Below are 18,515 nucleotides of genomic sequence, written 5' to 3' on the forward strand. Positions count from 1 at the left end.
ATTCTAACAAATTTTAAAAAGACTGTCGATAGTCAATTTGTCAACAGTCTGAAGGAACAATCAATTATAGATTGTTCCTTTTGTTCTTTTGCATTTCGCACCCTAAAAACGACATTTCGCGCCAATCATTAAAAATGATTATGGTAGATAGTAAAATAAGAGTGTAATCAGTTTTATGTTTACCAAATAACTTGAAATATAGAGAAAAGAAGAGGGAAAGGAACATGAAAATATATAAAAAACTAATAGCAAGCATACTTACAATGATGATGATTTTTGCTCAAGTGTCTGTAAATGTATTTGCGGATAATGAAGAAGCTAAAATACCATTAGATATTGTACTTGTTTTAGATGTATCCGGGAGCATGGATGATCCTATAGGTAATAGTGGTGTTAAAAGAATTAAGATATTGCAAGATTCAATTAATCAGTTTATTGAAGCCTTTGCAACTAGTAATTCAAACAAAAGTGATAAAAATAAACAAAGTAGAATTTCGATTATTAAATTTGCAGGTAAGAAATGTGATCCAGAAACTAAAGAAGGAAATGATACATACCTTGATGGGGCACATAGATACAATTATACTCAAATTGTAAGTCATTATTTTACAGTAACAAACGAAAATAAAAATCAATTAAAAGATAAAGTAAATGCGATTAGTCCAGCTGGAGCAACACGTAGTGATTATGGTATGGAATTAGCGCAATCATTAATCAATGGTAGTGTTAATGACAATGCAAGAAACAACGCAAAAAGAGTTGTTCTCTTTTTAACAGATGGTAATCCAACAGATTTTAATAGTTTTAATGGCGAGGTTGCCAATGGAGCTATTAAAGCTTCAAAAGAAATAAAAAAATATGCAGAAGTTTATTCAATTGGTATGTTTACTGAAACAAATCCATCAATTACAGGACCTAAAGGTAATGGTAATTGGACAGAAGAAGTGGCATTCAATGCTTATATGCATGGTGTCTCTAGCAATTATCCAGATGCTGTAGACTATAAAACATTAGGAGATAGAGCAAATGATAGCGGTTACTATATGGGTGTTAAAAATTCTAATGATGCGAATGTAGTATTCAGTAATATTATAAAGGGTTTATTTAGCATGAGCTATCCTAAAGCAGATTATTCTAAGGTAGATAATGCGATAGCCAATGTACCAAGTGATTTAAATAATTATACAGAAGAATCAGTAAATGTATTACAAATTGCAGTTGATGCTGTTATTAGAGAGAAAGATATTACTGAACAAGATATTGTTGATAGTTATGCCGAAGCCATTAACAAGGCCATTACTGGTCTGGTGTTAAAAGGAGCGGATTATACAAAAGTAGATGAAGCAATCACAAAAGCCAATGCTCTTAATAAGGATAATTATGTAGACTTTACAAAAGTAACAGAAGCTATCAATGCAGTAAATCGTGATAAAAAGATTACTCAACAATCTGAAGTTGATGCAATGGCAAATGCTATCAATGCTGCTGTTGGAAATTTAGTCTTAAAAGGGGCTGATTATACAGAAGTAAATAATGCGATAGCTAAAGTACCAAGTGATTTAGAAAACTATACAGAGGAAACTGTAAGAGTACTACAAGATGCACTTAAAGCAGTAAAAAAAGGAAAGAACATAACAGAACAAGAAACAGTAAATAATTATGCTGATGCCATCAATGCAGCTATCAATGGATTGAAATTAAAACCAGCGGATTATAGCAAGGTGCAAGAAGCAAAAGAGAAAGTACCAAGTGATTTAAGTATCTATACAGATGAAACAGTAAATGTATTACAAAACGCACTTAAAGCAGTAAAAGAAGGAAAGAACATAACAGAACAAGAAACAGTAAATAATTATGCTGAAGCGATTAACAATGCTATCGCTGGTTTGGTATTAAAAGGAGCAGATTATACAAAGGTAAATGAAGCAATCACAAAAGCCAATGCTCTTAATAAGGATAATTATGTAGACTTTACAAAAGTAACAGAAGCTATCAATGCAGTAAATCGTGATAAAAAGATTACTCAACAATCTGAAGTTGATGCAATGGCAAATGCTATCAATGCAGCTATCGCTGGTTTGGTGTTAAAAGGAGCAGATTATACAAAAGTTGATGAAGCAATTACAAAAGCAAAAATGCTTAACCAAGATGACTATGTTGATTTTACAAAAGTAACTGAAGCTATCAATGCAGTAGATCGTGATAAAAAGATTACTCAACAATCTGAAGTTGATGATATGGCAAAGGTTATCAATGCTGCTATTGATAATTTGATCTTAAAAGGAGCAGATTATACAAAGGTAGATGAAGCAATCGCAAAAGCAAATATGCTTAACAAAGATGATTATGTTGATTTTACAAAAGTAATAGAAGCTATCAATGCAGTAGATCGTAATAAAAACATAACAGAACAGGCAATAGTAGATGATTATGCAAAATCAATTAATAATGCCATTGATGAGCTTGTTAAGAAAAAGAATGATTACAAAATTATAGATGGAGCAAATTCTGTATTTATTAAAAAGAGTGAAAAAATAATAGCACTTAGAATTAATCATGAATTTACAAATAATATAAAAGTGGCTGTAGATGAACAAGAAATAGATAAAGCAAATTATCAAATAACAGAAGGATCAACTATTGTTACTTTTAATGATGAATATTTAAATACATTAACTGTAGGAACGCATGTTGTTAAGATAATATTTATAGATGGAACAGTAACAACTTATTTGACTATAAAAGATAAAGAAACAATAAGTGATGAACAAAAGGATAATAAAACACCAACTGATTCATCAAATAAACAAGAAACAGTTGAAAAGAAAAAAGAAACGAAGAAAGTACAAACTGGTGATAATACTAATAGTATGATGTTTATAAGTTTATTTAGTATAAGCTTGTTAGGAATTTACTGTTTTGTAATGAAAAAATATATTTGTTAAGATAAGGTAAAAAGCAGATTTCATCAATTTGTGAAAATCTGCTTTTGATTTTAAGAATAATTAAGTTAAGATATTATATTTTTATTGATATTTGATTAAAAGAGGTATATATTTTTGATGGTTTTGATGAAAATTGTCAAAATAAAGGTTTAGGTAAATCAAAAGTGTTAAAATAAAGATGTAATGGGGTGGAAGTTATGAAAAGACAAATCGTTTATAGAACTTCATTTAAATCTTATTTAAAAGTAATGATTGTTTTTGTTGCTTTTATTCTTGTTTGTTCTTTTTCGTTTTTCTTTTATGTTCAAAATGATATTAAAGAAAAATCTGTTGACAAAGTGGTAACGAGTACTGAAAAACAAACAGAAAGTTTTAAGTCTTATATTAACGTGCAATATCGTTATTTAGAGGGCATTGGTAATTATATGAGTAGTCAAGATTTATTTTGTGATAATAATCTTAAGTTGCTAAAATCTGTTAAGGAATATACAAAGTTAGAAAATATAGCGATTATTGATCTTAATGGTGAAAGTCATTATGACAATGGTGCAACAAAGAACGTGGCTCATCGTCAATATTTTCAAGAAGCAATTAAAGGAAACAGAGTATTAAGTGATCCTCTTTCTAGTTCTGTTTCTTCTAAGACGCGTGTTATTTTAGCTGTACCTATTTATGATCAACAAAAACAAATTGTTGGTGTTTTAGGTGGTAGCTATGATATAGGAGATCTTAATAAAATCATATTTAAAGAAGTATATGATGGTCAAGGAACAGCTTGTATTATTTCTAAAGATGGTGAATTAATATCTTATGAAGCTATCAATAGCAAAAAATTTATTAACTCATCAAATGTATATGATTATTTTAAACAATATCAAGTTTTATCTTCAAAACAGTTGAGCCGACTTAAGAATAATTTTACTAGTCAAAAAGGTGGCTATGTTGTTATTGAAGGAAATAATAAGAAGAGTTATATGGCTTATTATCCGTTAAAAATAAATGATTGGATGATGTGTTATAGCGTGGATGTGAATAAAGCGAAAGAGCCTTATACATTTATTATTCAAGCAGAATATCAATTGCTAGCAATTGTTATTGTTGCAGTACTGGTATTATTATTTACAATATTTAAACTAAATAATAAGCACCAAAAGAAATTGATTCATATTGCTAAGATGGATGCTTTAACAGGAATAAAAAATAAAGAGACTTTAAAAAGTGAGATATCTACATATTTAATGAGTAATAAAGAAAAAACCAAAGGTGCTTTATTTATGATTGATGTAGATAATTTTAAAACAGTAAACGATTTAAATGGTCATGTTGTTGGTGATGAGGTATTAAAACATTTTGGAACAATTTTAAAAAATTCATTTGATGAACATGATATTGTTGGAAGAGCTGGTGGCGATGAGTTTATTGTCTTTATGAAAAATATAGAAGATGACTCAGTGGTCAAATTAAAGGCAGAAGAACTATGTAATAATATTAGAAGTATTAAAATTCCAAAATTTAAAGGAAATATTTCTTGTAGTATTGGAATTTCACTTTATCCATTGCATGGTTATGATTTTAAAACCCTTTATAGTTTAGCAGATCAAGCATTATATCAAACAAAAGATCATGGCAAAAATGGTTATACATGTTATCAAGAGTAGGGGACATTACGTCCCTTTTATTAATGTGATTTTGAAATTATCATAATTTATGTTAAAATAGACAAATGTAAAAGGAGAAAGATTATGGAACGTGTGTTTTTTATCGGTCAAATTCGTGACGAAGATGAACTGAATAAGTTATCTTTAGCACTTACTGACTTAGAAGAAGTTTCTCATATTAAGGTAGCTAAAAACAGTATTACATTTAATTGTGCACGTCCAGAAAGTGTACAATTACTATTAGATAATTTAAATTATGATTATGTTTTAAAAGAAGAAATTAACTCTAAAAAAAGAAAATATGTTGCACCAGAAAAAAAAGTTGAACAAATCTATATGTTTACTCATCTGGAGACAGAAGAAGAAGCCCAAGAAATTAAAAATGTTTTATCAAAGTATAGTGTTTATGAAAATGTAGAGGTTGATTTTACTAATAAGTTATTAAAATTAACAACAAGCCACAAAAATGCAATTGTTAGAATTAATCGTTTGGTAGAAAAAGTTAATCCTCAAATTAAAGTAGAACAATGGAAAAAACCTTTTAAATCACAAGATTTATTTAATGAAAAATACTTACATAAATATATTCGTATTGCTTTATTAGTAGTAGGAATTGCTTTAGGCGTTGTTGGTAAAACAGATCATGGATTTTTAAGAGGGTTAGGATGGTTAGTTGCTTTAATTGTCATTGGTGAAACAACAATTAAAAGAGCTTTAAAAGATATTAAGAGAAAACGTTATTTAACAGAAAATGTTATTTTAGTCATTGCCTGTTTTGCTGGATGGTTATATCAAGCATATGAAGAAGCTTTATTTGTTGGCGTTTTATACTACGTAGGTAATCAAATTTGTATTCGTGTAATGAATTGGACTATGGATAAGATTGATGATTTGGTTAATACACCGGTGATGGTAAGACGTCGTGACAATAATGAAGATACAATGGTTGATGTAGAAGATATTGATATAGGAGATACGATTGTTGTACGCGTTGGCGAAACTATTCCTCTTGGAGGAACAATTGTTTCAGGTAAAGGAAAGTTAGATGTTTATGCTCTTAATGGAAGTGAGATTCTTCAAGATGTAGAAATAGGACAAGAAGTATTTAGTGGTTCCGTTGTTGAAAAAGGTGAAATCATGGTTAAGGTAGAATATTCATATGAAAGTTCTGCAATGAGCAAAGTTGTTGAAATTGCAACCATGGCTCCACTTACAAAATCACGTACGCACCAGTTAATTGAAAAGGCGTCAGTATTATATACACGTATTTTAGTTGTTCTTGCTCTTATATGCTGTACAATTATTCCATTAATGAATTTACATGATAATATTCATTATTTATATTTAGGAGCGATTATGCTTACTGTCTCAGGAAGTTTTGCATATAAACAAGGAGCTTCATTTAGTGTCCTTGCAGGAATAGGAAAAGCCTTTTCTAAAAAGATCATTATTGAAGAAAATAGTGGGCTTGATGATTTGAATTTATGTCAAACTATTATTTATGATCGATTTGATGGTGTGGAAGTGACACAAGAAGAATTGGATTTATTTGAAAAAATTCAAAATGTGCATAAAAACCTTATTGTTTTTAATGATGGTCCTGTTGACTTGGAAAATAGTCAATATAATATTTACAATAATTTATCTGTAGAAGATAAATTAAAAGTGATGGATGAAGCAAAAGTAATGGGCGAAGTTGCTTATATTGGTGATTGTGATAAAGATATTGCTTTATTACAAAAAGCTTTTGTTGGTATTTCTAGAGGAGGAGTGCATGATAAAAAGGTCATTAAAAATAGTGATATTTTATTAGTTGATTCTACTTTAGAAACAATTATTGATTTATTGAATATTTCTAGAAAACAAAAACATATTATTGTTGAAAATATGATTTTAGGTGTGGTTGTAAGTTTGTTGATTGTAATATGTGGTGTTGTTCAATTTATGCCATGGTGGTTAGCTACAGTCGCTTATGAATTAGAAATCATTCTTATTTTATTGAATACACATCGTCTTATTGAATATTAGAAATCTCTAATGAGATTTCTTTTTTATAAAAAAGGAAATGGAGAAAAGATGAAATATAGAGTAAAAAAAGAAATGGTTTTAATGGATTTTTTGTTAATTCATTATAATCGTAAAAATGTCAAAAACTATTTAAAGTATAAAAATGTATATGTAAATAATCAAAATATAACACAGTTTGATTATTTATTAAAAGTTGATGATACGGTGGAGATAAAAAAAGAGGAATCTTCAGATTTGAAAATATTGTACGAAGATCAAGAATTTGTTGTGATTAATAAACCATCAGGTTTATTAAGTATGTCCGATGGTAAAGAAAAAGAGAAAACAGCGTATCATTTAGTAAGTGAATATGTAAAAAAAGAAAATAAAAAGAATAAGATTTTTATTGTTCATCGTTTGGACCGAGACACTTCAGGTGTATTAATGTTTTGCAAAAATGAAAAGATACGAAATCAATTACAAGAACAATGGAATAAGATTGTTAAAAAAAGAGGATATATAGCTTTAGTTGAGGGTAAATTAAAACAAAAACAAGGTACTATTAAGAATTATTTATCCGAAAGTAAGACCCAGCAAGTTTATATAAGCAGACAAGGTAAACTGGCAATTACTCATTATCGTCAAGTAAAGACAAATGGGAAATATTCATTATTAGAAGTCTTTTTAGATACGGGAAGAAAAAATCAAATTAGAGTGCATCTTTCCTCACTAGGGCATCCTATCGCTGGTGACAAAAAATACGGGGCAACAAGTAATCCAATTAAACGAATGGGACTTCATGCGCATATCTTTTCTTTTCAACATCCAATCAATCACAAGACTTATCAGTTTGAAGCACAAATGCCTGAACAATTCAATCATATTTTTCGTTGATTTTATCATAAAAAACATTGACTTTCATACTATATAGTGATATTATTCATGAGTAAATGAAAAGTAGTGGAAAGAAGAAGTGCCTACTTCTCGCCCGATTGATGATGTCGATGGGCAAATGTCGCTAAGATAACTTATCTTAATGTCAATGTGTGGGTACTTAATGTGCTCACTTTTTATTTAAACTACAAAAAATGGAGGTGGCTATCATTAGCAGATTTGATAACAGAAAACCTAAACAACCTGATGAGTTGGTTAACGAAAAGATTCGTTTCAAAGAGGTTTTAGTCATTGATCAAAACGGAGATCAAGTAGGAGTGAAGTCAAGAAATCAAGCATTAGATATTGCTTATAATGCAAATTTAGATTTAGTATGTGTTGCTCCAGGTGCCAAACCACCGGTTTGTCGTGTTATGGACTTTGGTAAATATCGTTTTGAACAACAAAAGAAAGCAAAAGAAATGAAAAAGAATTCTAAAGTTGTCGCTTTAAAAGAAACACAATTATCAGTAACAATTGATGTTCATGATAAAAATGTTAAATTAAAGAGAACTTTAAAATGGCTAAGTGATGGTAACAAAGTTAAAGTTGCTATTAGATTTAGAGGAAGACAACTTGCACATGTTGATTTAGGTAAAAAGGTTATTGATGACTTTGTTGAAGAATGTGCAGAAGTTGGTCAAATTGAAAAACCAGCTAAATTAGAAGGTCGTACTTTAACAGCTATATTAGCGCCAAAGAAGAAAAAGTAATAGTGGAGGAAATATATTATGCCAAAAATGAAATCACACAGTGGTCTTAAAAAACGTGTAAAAAGAACAGGTAGTGGAAAATTAAAACGTAGCCATGCTTACGTATCTCACTTATCACATAACAAAACTCATAAACAAAAGAAACATTTAGCTAAATCAGGATTAGTAAGTGCTTCAGATTATAAGAGAATTAAATCAAGATTATGTAAATAATCTATCATATAGGAGGAAAATAGAATGGCAAGAGTAAAAGGTGGATATACTACAAGACGTAGAAGAAAAAAAGTATTAAAATTAGCCAAAGGATATTTTGGAGCTAAACATAAATTATACAAAACTGCTCATGAACAAGTAATGCACTCAATGGCATATGCTTACAGAGACAGAAGACAAACTAAAAGAGATATGAGAAAATTATGGATTGCTCGTATCAATGCAGCAGCAAGATTAAATGATATCTCATATTCTAAATTAATGCATGGTTTAAAACTTGCAAATGTTGAAATCAACAGAAAAATGTTATCTGAAATCGCTATTTGTGATCCAAAAGGATTTACACAAATCGTTGAGACAGCAAAAAAAGCTTTAGAAGCTTAAGATAATAAATATATAAATAGGCAATGTATTCAAGGTTAATACATTGCTTTTTTTATTTCATAAATGATTGATAATGTGTAAAATAAAGATAAAGAGGTGAATAAATTGAAATATAAAAGAGTAGATCACACTATTGTTGCTAGAATTGATAAAGGTGAAGAAATTACACAGCAGGTAAAAAATATTGCTTTAAAAGAAAATATTAAGTTTGCTCATGTTTCTGCTTTAGGAGCTGTTAATCAATTTACAGTAGGTGTCTTTAAGACAAATGAAAAACAATATCATGCAAATGAATTTGAAGGTAATTATGAAATTGTTTCACTTACGGGAACAATTAATACTTTTAACGGTGAATACTATAGTCACCTTCATATGGCAGCGGGGGATGAACAAGGAAAAGTATATGGTGGTCATCTTAATCGAGCTGTTGTTTCAGCAACTTGTGAGATGATTATACAAATAGTAGACTGTCAAATTGATCGTTTTTATGATGAAGAAACAGGATTAAATTTATTTGATTTGTAGGAGGGTTTATGAAATATTTTACAATACCAAAAACAGATATAAAGGCTTCACGAATTGCTTTAGGATGCATGCGTATTGCTGATAAATCTGTTGAAGAAGTTGAAAAATTAGTACAATGTGCCTTAAACGAAGGTATTAACTTTTTTGATCATGCTGATATTTATGGTGGTGGTAAGTCAGAAGCAATATTTGGTGAAGTTTTGAAAAAACATCCAGAATATCGTAATAAAATGATTATTCAAACTAAATGTGGAATTGTTCCGGGAAAAAGATATGATTTTTCTAAAGAACATATTTTACAGTGTGTCCATGATTCGCTAGAAAGATTACATACGGATTATATTGATATTTTATTACTTCATCGTCCTGATGCTTTATGTGATCCACGAGTTGTTGCTGAAGTATTTGATCAACTGTATCAAGAGGGGAAAGTACGTTGTTTTGGTGTTTCTAACCACACACCATTACAAATTGAACTATTACAGAAATATTCAAAATATCCAATCATAATTAATCAATTACAATTATCTATTGTTCATTCTGTGATGATTGATTCAGGTTTAAATATGAATATGAAAGAGGCTTTTGCTCAAGATAAAGATGGTGGGGTATTAGATTATTGTCGTTTAAATGAAATTACTATTCAACCATGGAGTTCTTTACAAGCCTCTTGGAGCGAAGGAACGTTTATTGATCACCCGAATTATCAAAAATTAAACGATGTTTTATTTAATCTTGCTGATAAGTATCAAACAACAAAATCGGCTATTGCTATTGCTTGGTTATTAAGGCATCCAGCGGGGATGCAGCCTATTGTTGGAACGACTTCAGTTGATCATCTAAGAGAAATTGTAAAAGCAAGTGATATTCAACTTACAAGACAAGAATGGTATGATTTATATTTAGCAAGCGAAAAACCTCTACCTTAAGTAAACGAATATTTCGTTTACTTTCTTTTTTTTTAAGGCAATGTATGATATAGTTAATTTAATACAGGAGGGGAGAAAAATGATGAAATATCTAGAAAAACTAGCGACAAAGAAGAAAATAGTACTCATTTCTACTATTTATAGTGGATTTGTTACGCTTTGCATTTTAATTGGGAACATAAAGACTTCGGGATCAACTTCAAATTTTAATTTATCTGATACTTCTTCTTTAGTTTCGCTAATTGGTTCAGTAGTGACTGTGATTCAAATTATTTTTTATTTATATTTAGTTTTGGTTATCATTATCACAGTGCTATCTGGTTATTATTTCTTTAAAAAGAATAAAAAGGAATATGTAATTTTAACTGAATTTATTTTGAATGCAATTAATACTTTGTTATTATTATTGTCATTAGAGGGATTTAATGCGGCTATTAAAGTGATTAAAATGGCTATAAATGGGAATTACTCGGGATTATTTTCAGCTTATTCATCACTAGGAGCAATGCAAAGCGCAGGACAATATATTCAATATTTTGGTTATATTTCTATTTTAGTATTTATTATTAATGTTTTTGCTATTTTAATGGCAAAAAAAGTGATTAAGGTTAATTTTGTTGATTTTGATTTTAATGAAACAAAGCTTATCGAAACAACTGATGAACCAACTATTTCTGTAGACAGTGAAAAAGCAAAAGAATTAGCTCAAGCTGGTGCCGATCAGGCTAAAGCTGGATTAGAAAAAGTAAAAGAATTTCTTAAGACAAAAAACGGTAAGATTGTTTTAGGAATTGTTGTTGCTGTTGTTGTTTTGTTTGGTGGTTATAAGGTTTATGATAACTATTTTAATAAGACAGCAATTAATATTATGCCTAAAGTTTCATTAGAATATGGGGGAGAAGATGGAACAGGTTATATTAGTGATGTTAATCCAGGAACGATAGATTATGACCACAATGATTATAATGTTCGTTCTTTCGTTAATTCAATCACTTATGATTATAATACATCACATAAGTTAAAAAATGGTGATAAAGTAAAAGTTCACGCTGTATACGATAAAGAAAAAGCGAAAGATTTAAAACTTGATGTAAAAAATGATACGGTCACAGTAAAAGTTAAAGGATTAACTGAAAATTATGCTAAAGCTAAAGATGTACCAGAAAAGATTTTAAAACAAGCTAAAAAAGATATTGAAGCAGAGATGAAAGATAGTTATGAAAATGATTCGTATAGTCAATATCAATATAGTTTAGAATCAGTTTATTTTGCTGGAAGCAAACTAAGAAGTGATCATATTATTGGTATTTATAAAGTAGATGAAACATCAACATTCTTGGATGAAACAGAAACAGAAACTTATTATGTTGCTTGTTATGTAAGTGGTGTTAATTCTGATTATTTAAAAGATGATGATCCATTTGTTTTTGCTGATACTTTATATGATGATTCATTTGAAAAAATAACTGATCCTGTAAAGGTAGAAGATGCCTTAAAGAATAAATTTAAAAATTATGATTTAACAAAATTTAATTAGAATGATGGAAACATCATTCTTTTTCTTTACAAAGATAAAAATATTTGGTAGGATAATGTTCGTAACCGAACAATAAGGAGTGGAAATCATGTATCGTGATCCCGTAGGACATCGTATAAAAACATTAAATAATCTTATTAAGCGCTCTATTGATAAAGTGCTAGGTGGAAGACCAGATCATGCCACAATGATGCATATGTGGATTATTGGTTTTGTACAGGAAAGGCAGGAACAAGGAATAGATACTTTTCAAAAAGATATAGAAAATGAATTTTCTATTAATCGTTCTACTACATCAGAGATGTTGAAACTGATGTGTAAAAAAGGAATGATTAAAAGAGTTCCTGTTGATTATGATGCAAGATTAAAGAAAATTATACTAACAAAACAAAGTTGTGATTTTAATAAACAGTTAGATCAAACAATGCAAGATATTCATCAAAAACTTGTTATTGGTTTAACAGAAGAGGAAATACAAACATTTATTGAAATTACAGATAAAATTATAGAAAATGTAAAACAATAATCAGGATTATCCTGATTATTGTTTACAACAAATAGTTCGTTAACAAACAGTTTGGTTATTTAGGAGAAAAGAGAGGAGAATAATATGGTTCGAACATTAATAAGACAAATAAAAGAATATAAAAAAGATTCGCTACTTACAATGTTATATGCTGCTTTAGAAGTTGTTTTAGAAATTATTATTCCTTTATTAATGGCAAGTTTAATTGACAAAGGAATTGAAGCACAAAATATAAATCAAGTTATAAAATATGGAATAATGATGTTTGTTATTGCGATTGGAACATTATCTTTAGGATTCCTTGCTGGAAATCATGCAGCCAAAGCTTCAACTGGTTTTGCTGCTAATTTAAGAGATGCAATGTATACCAATATTCAAACATTCTCTTTTTCAAATATTGATAAATACAGTACAGCCGGTTTAGTGACAAGACTAACAACAGATGTAACAAATGTACAAAATGCATACCAAATGATTATTCGTATGTGTATTCGTGCTCCAATGAGTTTAATATGTGCATTAGCGATGGCTATGATGATTAATTTAAAATTAAGTATGATTTTTGTGGTAGCCATTATTTTTCTTGTAACAGTACTTGTTATTATTATGTATCATGCAACAAAATACTTTAATGATGTTTTTCCTAAGTATGATACTTTAAATGAAAGTGTTCAAGAAAATGTTGTAGGTATTCGCGTTGTTAAATCTTTTGTTAGAGAAAAATATGAAAATGAAAAATTTAAAAAAGCTGCTCAAAATATTTATAAGTTATTTGTAAAAGCTGAATCAGTATTATCTTATAACAATCCAGCTATGTTAGTCGCTGTATATGGATCAATACTTATGCTTTCATGGTTAGGTGCTAAAGCTATTGTAGCTGGTAATTTAACAACAGGTGAATTAACAAGTTTATTTAGTTATATTATGAATATCATGATGTCATTAATGATGTTATCAATGGCTTTTGTTATGATTACGATGTCATTGGCTTCAGGAAGACGTATTGTTGAAGTGATTAATGAACAGTCTGACTTAGTCTCACCAAATCATGCTTTAACTGATGTTAAAGATGGTTCTATTGACTTTAATCATGTTGTTTTTTCTTATAAACATGGTAGTGGAGAACCTGTATTGAAAGATGTTGATTTGCATATTAAAAGTGGTGAAACAATAGGTATCATTGGTGGTACAGGTAGTGCTAAAAGTAGTTTAGTTAATCTTATTTCTCGTTTATATGATGTAGATGAGGGAAGTGTAGAAGTCGGTGGACAAGATGTAAGAAATTATGATCTTGAACTCTTAAGAGATGAAGTTGCTGTTGTTTTACAAAAGAATGTTTTATTTAGTGGTACAATCTTACAAAACTTAAGATGGGGTAATGAATCAGCAAGTGAAGAAGAATGTAAAGAGGCATGTCGACTTGCTTGTGCAGATGAATTTATTGAACGATTTGAAGATGGTTATCAGACTTATCTTGAGCAAGGCGGATCAAATGTATCTGGTGGTCAAAAACAAAGATTATGTATTGCCAGAGCGTTATTGAAAAAACCTAAGATTTTAATTTTAGATGATTCAACAAGTGCAGTAGATACCGCTACTGATGCAAGTATTCAAGAATCATTTAATCAACGTATTCCAGATACAACAAAAATTATCATTTCACAACGTATTTCTTCAGTTCAAAATGCAAGTCGTATTATTGTTTTGAATGATGGTGTTGTAGATGGTTTTGATAGTCATGAACAATTATTAAAGACAAACGAAATTTATCGTACGATTTATGAAACACAAATGAAAGGAAAGGAGGAAGAATAATGAAAGAAGGAACAATGAAACGTTTATTAAAAATGTTATGGAGTCAATATAAAATACATTTAATTATTGTCTTTTTATGTATTGTTGGAAATGCTGTATTTAATGTACAAGGAACAATGTTTATGCAAACTTTAATTGATGATTACATTGTCCCATTATTAAAGAGTTCTTCTCCTGATTTTAGTGGATTACTTCATGCTTTAATAAGAGTAGGATGTTTTTATGGATGTGGAGTTATCTGTGCCTTTTCATTTAACCGTATTATGGTTTATGTAACACAAGGTTTTTTAAGAGATTTAAGAATAAATATGTTTGAACATATGGAATCTTTACCTATTCGTTATTTTGACCGTACACCTCATGGTGATACCATGTCAGTTTATACAAATGATATTGATACTTTAAGACAATTAATCTCTCAATCTATCCCTCAACTTGTATCAAGTTGTATGACAATTTTGACAACATTTATTTCAATGATTATCTTAAATATACCTTTAACAGTATTAAGTGTTGTCATGTTGGGTGTTATGCTTGTTGTTTCTCGTAGACTAGGTTCATTATCTGGAAAATTCTTTGTTAAACAACAAAGTGATTTAGGAAAAGTGAATGGTTATATTGAAGAAATGATTTCTGGACAAAAAGTAGTAAAAGTCTTCAATCATGAAGAAAAAGCAATTGAAGATTTTAGACAACTCAATGATGAATTGAGACAAAGTGCTTATAAAGCTAACAAGTATGCTAATATTTTAATGCCAGTAACAGTACAGTTAGGTAATATTTCTTATATTATTTGTGCAATTGTAGGTGCGATTCTTGCCTTAAATGGTCATTTTGCATTAACGATTGGTACTTTGGTTGCCTTTTTAACTTTAAATAAGAGTTTCAATCAACCAATAGGACAAATTTCTCAACAAATTAATGCAGTTGCCATGGCACAAGCTGGAGCAAAACGTATCTTTGATTTATTAGATCAAGAAAGTGAAGATGATCAAGGAATTGTTACTTTATGTCGTGTAGAAATAGTAGATGGTCAAATGGTTGAAACAAATAAAAGAACTGGACATTGGGCATGGCGTCATCCTCGTAACAACGGTGAAGTACAATTAGTAGAAATGAAAGGTGATATTCGTTTAGAAGGTGTAGACTTTGGTTATTTTGATGATCGTATGGTTTTACACAATGTAGATGTTTATGCTAATCCTGGTGAAAAGATTGCCTTTGTTGGGGCAACAGGTGCAGGAAAAACAACAATTACGAATTTAATTAATCGTTTTTATGATATTCAAAATGGTTCGATTACTTATGATGGTATTGATATTAAATTAATCAAAAAAGATGATTTAAGAAGATCTTTAGGTGTTGTTTTACAAGATACGCATTTGTTTACGGGTACTGTCATGGATAATATTCGTTATGGTCGCTTAGATGCTACTGATGAAGAATGTATAGAAGCAGCTAAGTTAGCCAATGCAGATAGTTTTATTAAACACCTACCTGATGGTTATCAAACTTTATTACGTGGCGATGGTGCTAATTTATCACAAGGGCAAAGACAGTTATTGGCGATTGCTCGTGCTGCAGTTGCTAATCCACCAGCATTAATCTTAGATGAAGCAACATCATCAATTGATTCACGTACTGAAAAATTAGTACAAGATGGTATGGATAAATTAATGGAAGGCAGAACAACATTAGTTATTGCCCATCGTTTATCAACAATTAAAAATAGTGACTGTATTATGGTTTTAGAACAAGGACATATTATTGAAAGAGGAAACCATCAATCACTTATTAAAGAAAAAGGAAAATACTACCAATTATATACTGGTAAAATAGAAATGGATTAACATAATGAGACTATAATTTAACATATTATAGTCTTTTTTATTTAGTGTTGATTGCGCTTACAAATGATTATATAATGAAAATATGTGTCAGGAGGAAGATATGGGTACTTTTAAGTTTTCGATGACGATATTGAAAAAAGAATTTAAGAAAAGTATTATATTTGGTTTGACTATGCTTTTTTCAATATCGATGTCATTAGTGTTTTTTGATATTATTAATAATCCTCATCTACAAGATACAGTAAAGGCAAATGGGGGAACAACCTTTGCAACAATGCAACTACCTTTTGCTTCTTCATTATCTTTTGTTATTATTTTGTTTTGTGGATTTATGATTTTCTTTGCAAATAATTTTTATTTATCAAAGAAAACAGGAGAGATTGCTATTTTATCAATGTCAGGATTAAGTAGTTTTCAATCAACTTTATATTTAATTTATCAAACCTTTGCTTTAATTTTAATAGCTTTACCTTTAGGTATACTTTTAGGACAAGGTTTAACGATTATTATGCATTATTGGATATATGATTATTTAAATATTCATGCTTCTCTTTTTTATACACCGGTGATGACTTACATTCAAACAGTTATTTTTGTATTGGTGATGATGTTTTTATTGTGTGTACTAGAAAGTGGTTTTATTTATCGACATGATATACAATCTTTATTAATGGAAAATAAGGAAATGGAGTTTAAAGATCGTCGTATTATTAAATTTCCTTATGTTGTTTATGGGATTTGTTATATAGGTGGAATTGTTATGATGTTTACAGAACCTCACCAATCTACCTCTTATATTGTACCGACATTTTTAGGTATTTATGGTGCGATAGGTTTACTTAGATATGTTTTAGCTAAATTTATTAGAAAGTTGAAAGAAGGTCCATTACTTACTAAAAAATATGCTTTGATTTATACATCTAATTTATGTCAGTCAATTCAACAAGCCTATTTACTTGTTGCTTTATTAGTGGGTTCTATTACGTCTATGATGACTATTATTATGTCATGTAGAAATTCATATCGTGAGTTTGTTGTTGCTATTATGGGATATGTAGTTGTGATTGTACTACTTACGGTAAGCGTCATTTATAAGTTTTTGATGGAAGCACAAATGAGAAAAGGTTTATTTTATAATTTATGGAAAGTAGGTTATACAAAGTGTGAATTAAAAAAGATTGCTAGAAATGAAGTTGTTTATTTTTACTTATCTTTATTTTTAATACCATTTGTTTATATTGTAATTATATTAGGACGTTTTGTTTATTTTGATCATATTTCATTATGGTTTGTTTTGATGATGACGTTATTTTACATGATACCTTTAATCTTATCGACAATATTTACTTATATTCAATATAAAAAATCTGTAATTGATACAATTCAAGGGAGATAAAAAATGAAAAAAGAAATTATACATGCGACACAGGTTACGAAAATATATGGTATAGGGACAAGTCATCCTTATACGGCACTTCATGATGTTTCATTATTAATGTATGAAGGTGAATTTGTTTGTGTCATGGGACCTTCGGGTGCGGGGAAATCAACATTTATTAATAATTTATCAACAATTGATATACCTACTAAAGGAACAGTTTATATTCAAGGAGAAGAAGTAAGACAAATGTCTCCTAAACAAATGGGTGAATTTCGTTATAAGAATTTAGGCTTTATTTTCCAAGAGTTTAACTTATTAGATTCTCTTACAATCTTTGAAAATATTGCTGTACCACTTACTTTAGCTAATATGAATCATGAAGAAATTACTCAAAGAGTTCATGATGTAAGTCGTAAATTAGATATTGAAGCAACTTTACATAAATACCCAAGTGAATGTTCTGGTGGACAACGCCAAAGGGTGGCGATTGCAAGAGCTTTAGTGACACATCCTAAAGTCATTGTAGCTGATGAACCTACAGGTAATCTTGATAGTAAAAATTCTCATGAGATTTTATCTTTGTTCAAGCAATTAAATGAAACAGAAGGTGTTTCTATTTTGATGGTTACTCATGATCCTAAAATTGCTTCTTATTCTTCTAAATTGTTATATATTAAAGATGGGATGATTGATAGTGAAATTAAAAGAGAAGGATTATCACAAAAAGAATACTTTTATAAGATTGTTGATTTAAATTCTAATGAATCACAAGAATTATTTGAATAATAAAAAACCAATTCTACATAAAGAATTGGTTTTTTAATCGAACTTTGATAAAACAATTAAATAAAAGGGATTGTCATCTTGTGGAATGACTTTTAGCCATTTGGTACTTAAATATTGATTGATAAGAGTAATAATATCATCTAACGGATAGTCATTACCCAATTGTTTTAATTCTAAACCACATGAGGCACAACCCCCAATTGTATGAACATTATAATCAATATTGTGTTCTTTTAATAATTCATTAATTTCTACAATCATATTAAAATCAACTACATTCATATTATTACCTGCTTTCATTATAGTATTATAT

At 29.3% G+C, this 18,515-nt stretch carries 16 protein-coding genes; 15 read left to right on the plus strand and 1 reads right to left on the minus strand.

The features are described 5' to 3' along the window. The first annotated feature begins 224 nt into the window (after nucleotides 1–224). The 15 genes from DW911_RS07540 to DW911_RS07610 all read left to right on the plus strand — a co-directional run bounded on the left by DW911_RS07540 (nucleotide 225) and on the right by DW911_RS07610 (nucleotide 18,202). The gene (locus tag DW911_RS07540) at nucleotides 225–2,945 is read left to right on the plus strand and encodes a vWA domain-containing protein (RefSeq protein WP_118607666.1); all 2,721 of its coding nucleotides are present in this window, start codon (nucleotides 225–227) and stop codon (nucleotides 2,943–2,945) included. A gap of 197 nt (nucleotides 2,946–3,142) precedes the next feature. Next, nucleotides 3,143–4,603: a sensor domain-containing diguanylate cyclase gene (locus tag DW911_RS07545; protein ID WP_118607667.1), complete on the plus strand. Its 1,461-nt coding sequence runs from the start codon at nucleotides 3,143–3,145 to the stop codon at nucleotides 4,601–4,603. 84 nt (nucleotides 4,604–4,687) lie between these two features. Beyond that, on the plus strand, nucleotides 4,688–6,631 hold the full coding sequence (locus tag DW911_RS07550) for a P-type ATPase (RefSeq protein ID WP_118433068.1): 1,944 nt from the start codon (nucleotides 4,688–4,690) through the stop codon (nucleotides 6,629–6,631). Nucleotides 6,632–6,679: 48 nt separating this feature from the next. Beyond that, nucleotides 6,680–7,504 (plus strand): RluA family pseudouridine synthase, encoded by an 825-nt coding sequence (locus DW911_RS07555; RefSeq protein ID WP_118433066.1) that lies wholly within the window; start codon nucleotides 6,680–6,682, stop codon nucleotides 7,502–7,504. A 194-nt stretch (nucleotides 7,505–7,698) separates the two neighbouring features. Beyond that, complete coding sequence (infC, locus tag DW911_RS07560) at nucleotides 7,699–8,256, plus strand: translation initiation factor IF-3 (protein ID WP_118433064.1); 558 nt, start codon at nucleotides 7,699–7,701, stop codon at nucleotides 8,254–8,256. An 18-nt stretch (nucleotides 8,257–8,274) separates the two neighbouring features. Next, nucleotides 8,275–8,469 (plus strand): 50S ribosomal protein L35, encoded by a 195-nt coding sequence (rpmI, locus tag DW911_RS07565; RefSeq protein ID WP_118433062.1) that lies wholly within the window; start codon nucleotides 8,275–8,277, stop codon nucleotides 8,467–8,469. A gap of 24 nt (nucleotides 8,470–8,493) precedes the next feature. Continuing rightward, nucleotides 8,494–8,853 (plus strand): 50S ribosomal protein L20, encoded by a 360-nt coding sequence (gene rplT / locus DW911_RS07570; protein WP_118433060.1) that lies wholly within the window; start codon nucleotides 8,494–8,496, stop codon nucleotides 8,851–8,853. A 105-nt stretch (nucleotides 8,854–8,958) separates the two neighbouring features. Continuing rightward, nucleotides 8,959–9,378, plus strand: coding sequence for a PPC domain-containing DNA-binding protein (locus tag DW911_RS07575; protein ID WP_118433058.1), 420 nt, complete (start codon nucleotides 8,959–8,961; stop codon nucleotides 9,376–9,378). Nucleotides 9,379–9,386: 8 nt separating this feature from the next. After that, the gene (locus tag DW911_RS07580) at nucleotides 9,387–10,307 is read left to right on the plus strand and encodes an aldo/keto reductase (protein WP_118433056.1); all 921 of its coding nucleotides are present in this window, start codon (nucleotides 9,387–9,389) and stop codon (nucleotides 10,305–10,307) included. A gap of 79 nt (nucleotides 10,308–10,386) precedes the next feature. Further along, nucleotides 10,387–11,844, plus strand: a complete 1,458-nt coding sequence (locus DW911_RS07585) for a hypothetical protein (protein WP_118607668.1) — start codon at nucleotides 10,387–10,389, stop codon at nucleotides 11,842–11,844. A gap of 88 nt (nucleotides 11,845–11,932) precedes the next feature. Next, nucleotides 11,933–12,370, plus strand: a complete 438-nt coding sequence (locus DW911_RS07590; protein ID WP_118433052.1) for a MarR family winged helix-turn-helix transcriptional regulator — start codon at nucleotides 11,933–11,935, stop codon at nucleotides 12,368–12,370. A gap of 84 nt (nucleotides 12,371–12,454) precedes the next feature. Beyond that, nucleotides 12,455–14,185, plus strand: a complete 1,731-nt coding sequence (locus tag DW911_RS07595; RefSeq protein ID WP_118433050.1) for an ABC transporter ATP-binding protein — start codon at nucleotides 12,455–12,457, stop codon at nucleotides 14,183–14,185. Continuing rightward, nucleotides 14,185–16,035: an ABC transporter ATP-binding protein gene (locus DW911_RS07600; protein ID WP_118607669.1), complete on the plus strand. Its 1,851-nt coding sequence runs from the start codon at nucleotides 14,185–14,187 to the stop codon at nucleotides 16,033–16,035. Before DW911_RS07595 ends, DW911_RS07600 begins: the two co-directional genes overlap by 1 nt. Nucleotides 16,036–16,135: 100 nt before the next feature. Next, nucleotides 16,136–17,431, plus strand: a complete 1,296-nt coding sequence (locus DW911_RS07605) for an FtsX-like permease family protein (protein WP_118433046.1) — start codon at nucleotides 16,136–16,138, stop codon at nucleotides 17,429–17,431. Between the two features lie 3 nt (nucleotides 17,432–17,434). Next, entirely contained in the window at nucleotides 17,435–18,202 is a 768-nt protein-coding gene (locus DW911_RS07610; protein ID WP_118433044.1) for an ABC transporter ATP-binding protein, read from the plus strand. Nucleotides 18,203–18,235: 33 nt separating this feature from the next. Here DW911_RS07610 and DW911_RS07615 read toward each other — a convergent pair whose 3' ends face one another. Further along, nucleotides 18,236–18,484 (minus strand): RDAC family protein, encoded by a 249-nt coding sequence (locus tag DW911_RS07615; RefSeq protein ID WP_118433042.1) that lies wholly within the window; start codon nucleotides 18,482–18,484, stop codon nucleotides 18,236–18,238. Between the last annotated feature and the right edge of the window lie 31 nt (nucleotides 18,485–18,515).

Origin of the sequence: Erysipelatoclostridium sp. AM42-17, assembly GCF_003480255.1 — a bacterium.
In the GTDB taxonomy this organism is placed as follows: domain Bacteria; phylum Bacillota_I; class Bacilli_A; order Erysipelotrichales; family Coprobacillaceae; genus Faecalibacillus.

Excerpts from the sequence above, each read along its gene's own strand:
- DW911_RS07545 (WP_118607667.1), top strand. The coding sequence starts at position 3,143 with ATGAAAAGACAAATCGTTTATAGAACTTCATTTAAATCTTATTTAAAA.
- rpmI (WP_118433062.1), top strand. The coding sequence starts at position 8,275 with ATGCCAAAAATGAAATCACACAGTGGTCTTAAAAAACGTGTAAAAAGA.
- DW911_RS07610 (WP_118433044.1), top strand. The coding sequence starts at position 17,435 with ATGAAAAAAGAAATTATACATGCGACACAGGTTACGAAAATATATGGT.
- DW911_RS07550 (WP_118433068.1), top strand. The coding sequence starts at position 4,688 with ATGGAACGTGTGTTTTTTATCGGTCAAATTCGTGACGAAGATGAACTG.
- DW911_RS07590 (WP_118433052.1), top strand. The coding sequence starts at position 11,933 with ATGTATCGTGATCCCGTAGGACATCGTATAAAAACATTAAATAATCTT.
- DW911_RS07615 (WP_118433042.1), bottom strand. The coding sequence starts at position 18,484 with ATGAATGTAGTTGATTTTAATATGATTGTAGAAATTAATGAATTATTA.
- DW911_RS07585 (WP_118607668.1), top strand. The coding sequence starts at position 10,387 with ATGATGAAATATCTAGAAAAACTAGCGACAAAGAAGAAAATAGTACTC.
- DW911_RS07605 (WP_118433046.1), top strand. The coding sequence starts at position 16,136 with ATGGGTACTTTTAAGTTTTCGATGACGATATTGAAAAAAGAATTTAAG.
- DW911_RS07555 (WP_118433066.1), top strand. The coding sequence starts at position 6,680 with ATGAAATATAGAGTAAAAAAAGAAATGGTTTTAATGGATTTTTTGTTA.
- infC (WP_118433064.1), top strand. The coding sequence starts at position 7,699 with ATGGAGGTGGCTATCATTAGCAGATTTGATAACAGAAAACCTAAACAA.
- rplT (WP_118433060.1), top strand. The coding sequence starts at position 8,494 with ATGGCAAGAGTAAAAGGTGGATATACTACAAGACGTAGAAGAAAAAAA.
- DW911_RS07580 (WP_118433056.1), top strand. The coding sequence starts at position 9,387 with ATGAAATATTTTACAATACCAAAAACAGATATAAAGGCTTCACGAATT.
- DW911_RS07540 (WP_118607666.1), top strand. The coding sequence starts at position 225 with ATGAAAATATATAAAAAACTAATAGCAAGCATACTTACAATGATGATG.
- DW911_RS07595 (WP_118433050.1), top strand. The coding sequence starts at position 12,455 with ATGGTTCGAACATTAATAAGACAAATAAAAGAATATAAAAAAGATTCG.
- DW911_RS07600 (WP_118607669.1), top strand. The coding sequence starts at position 14,185 with ATGAAAGAAGGAACAATGAAACGTTTATTAAAAATGTTATGGAGTCAA.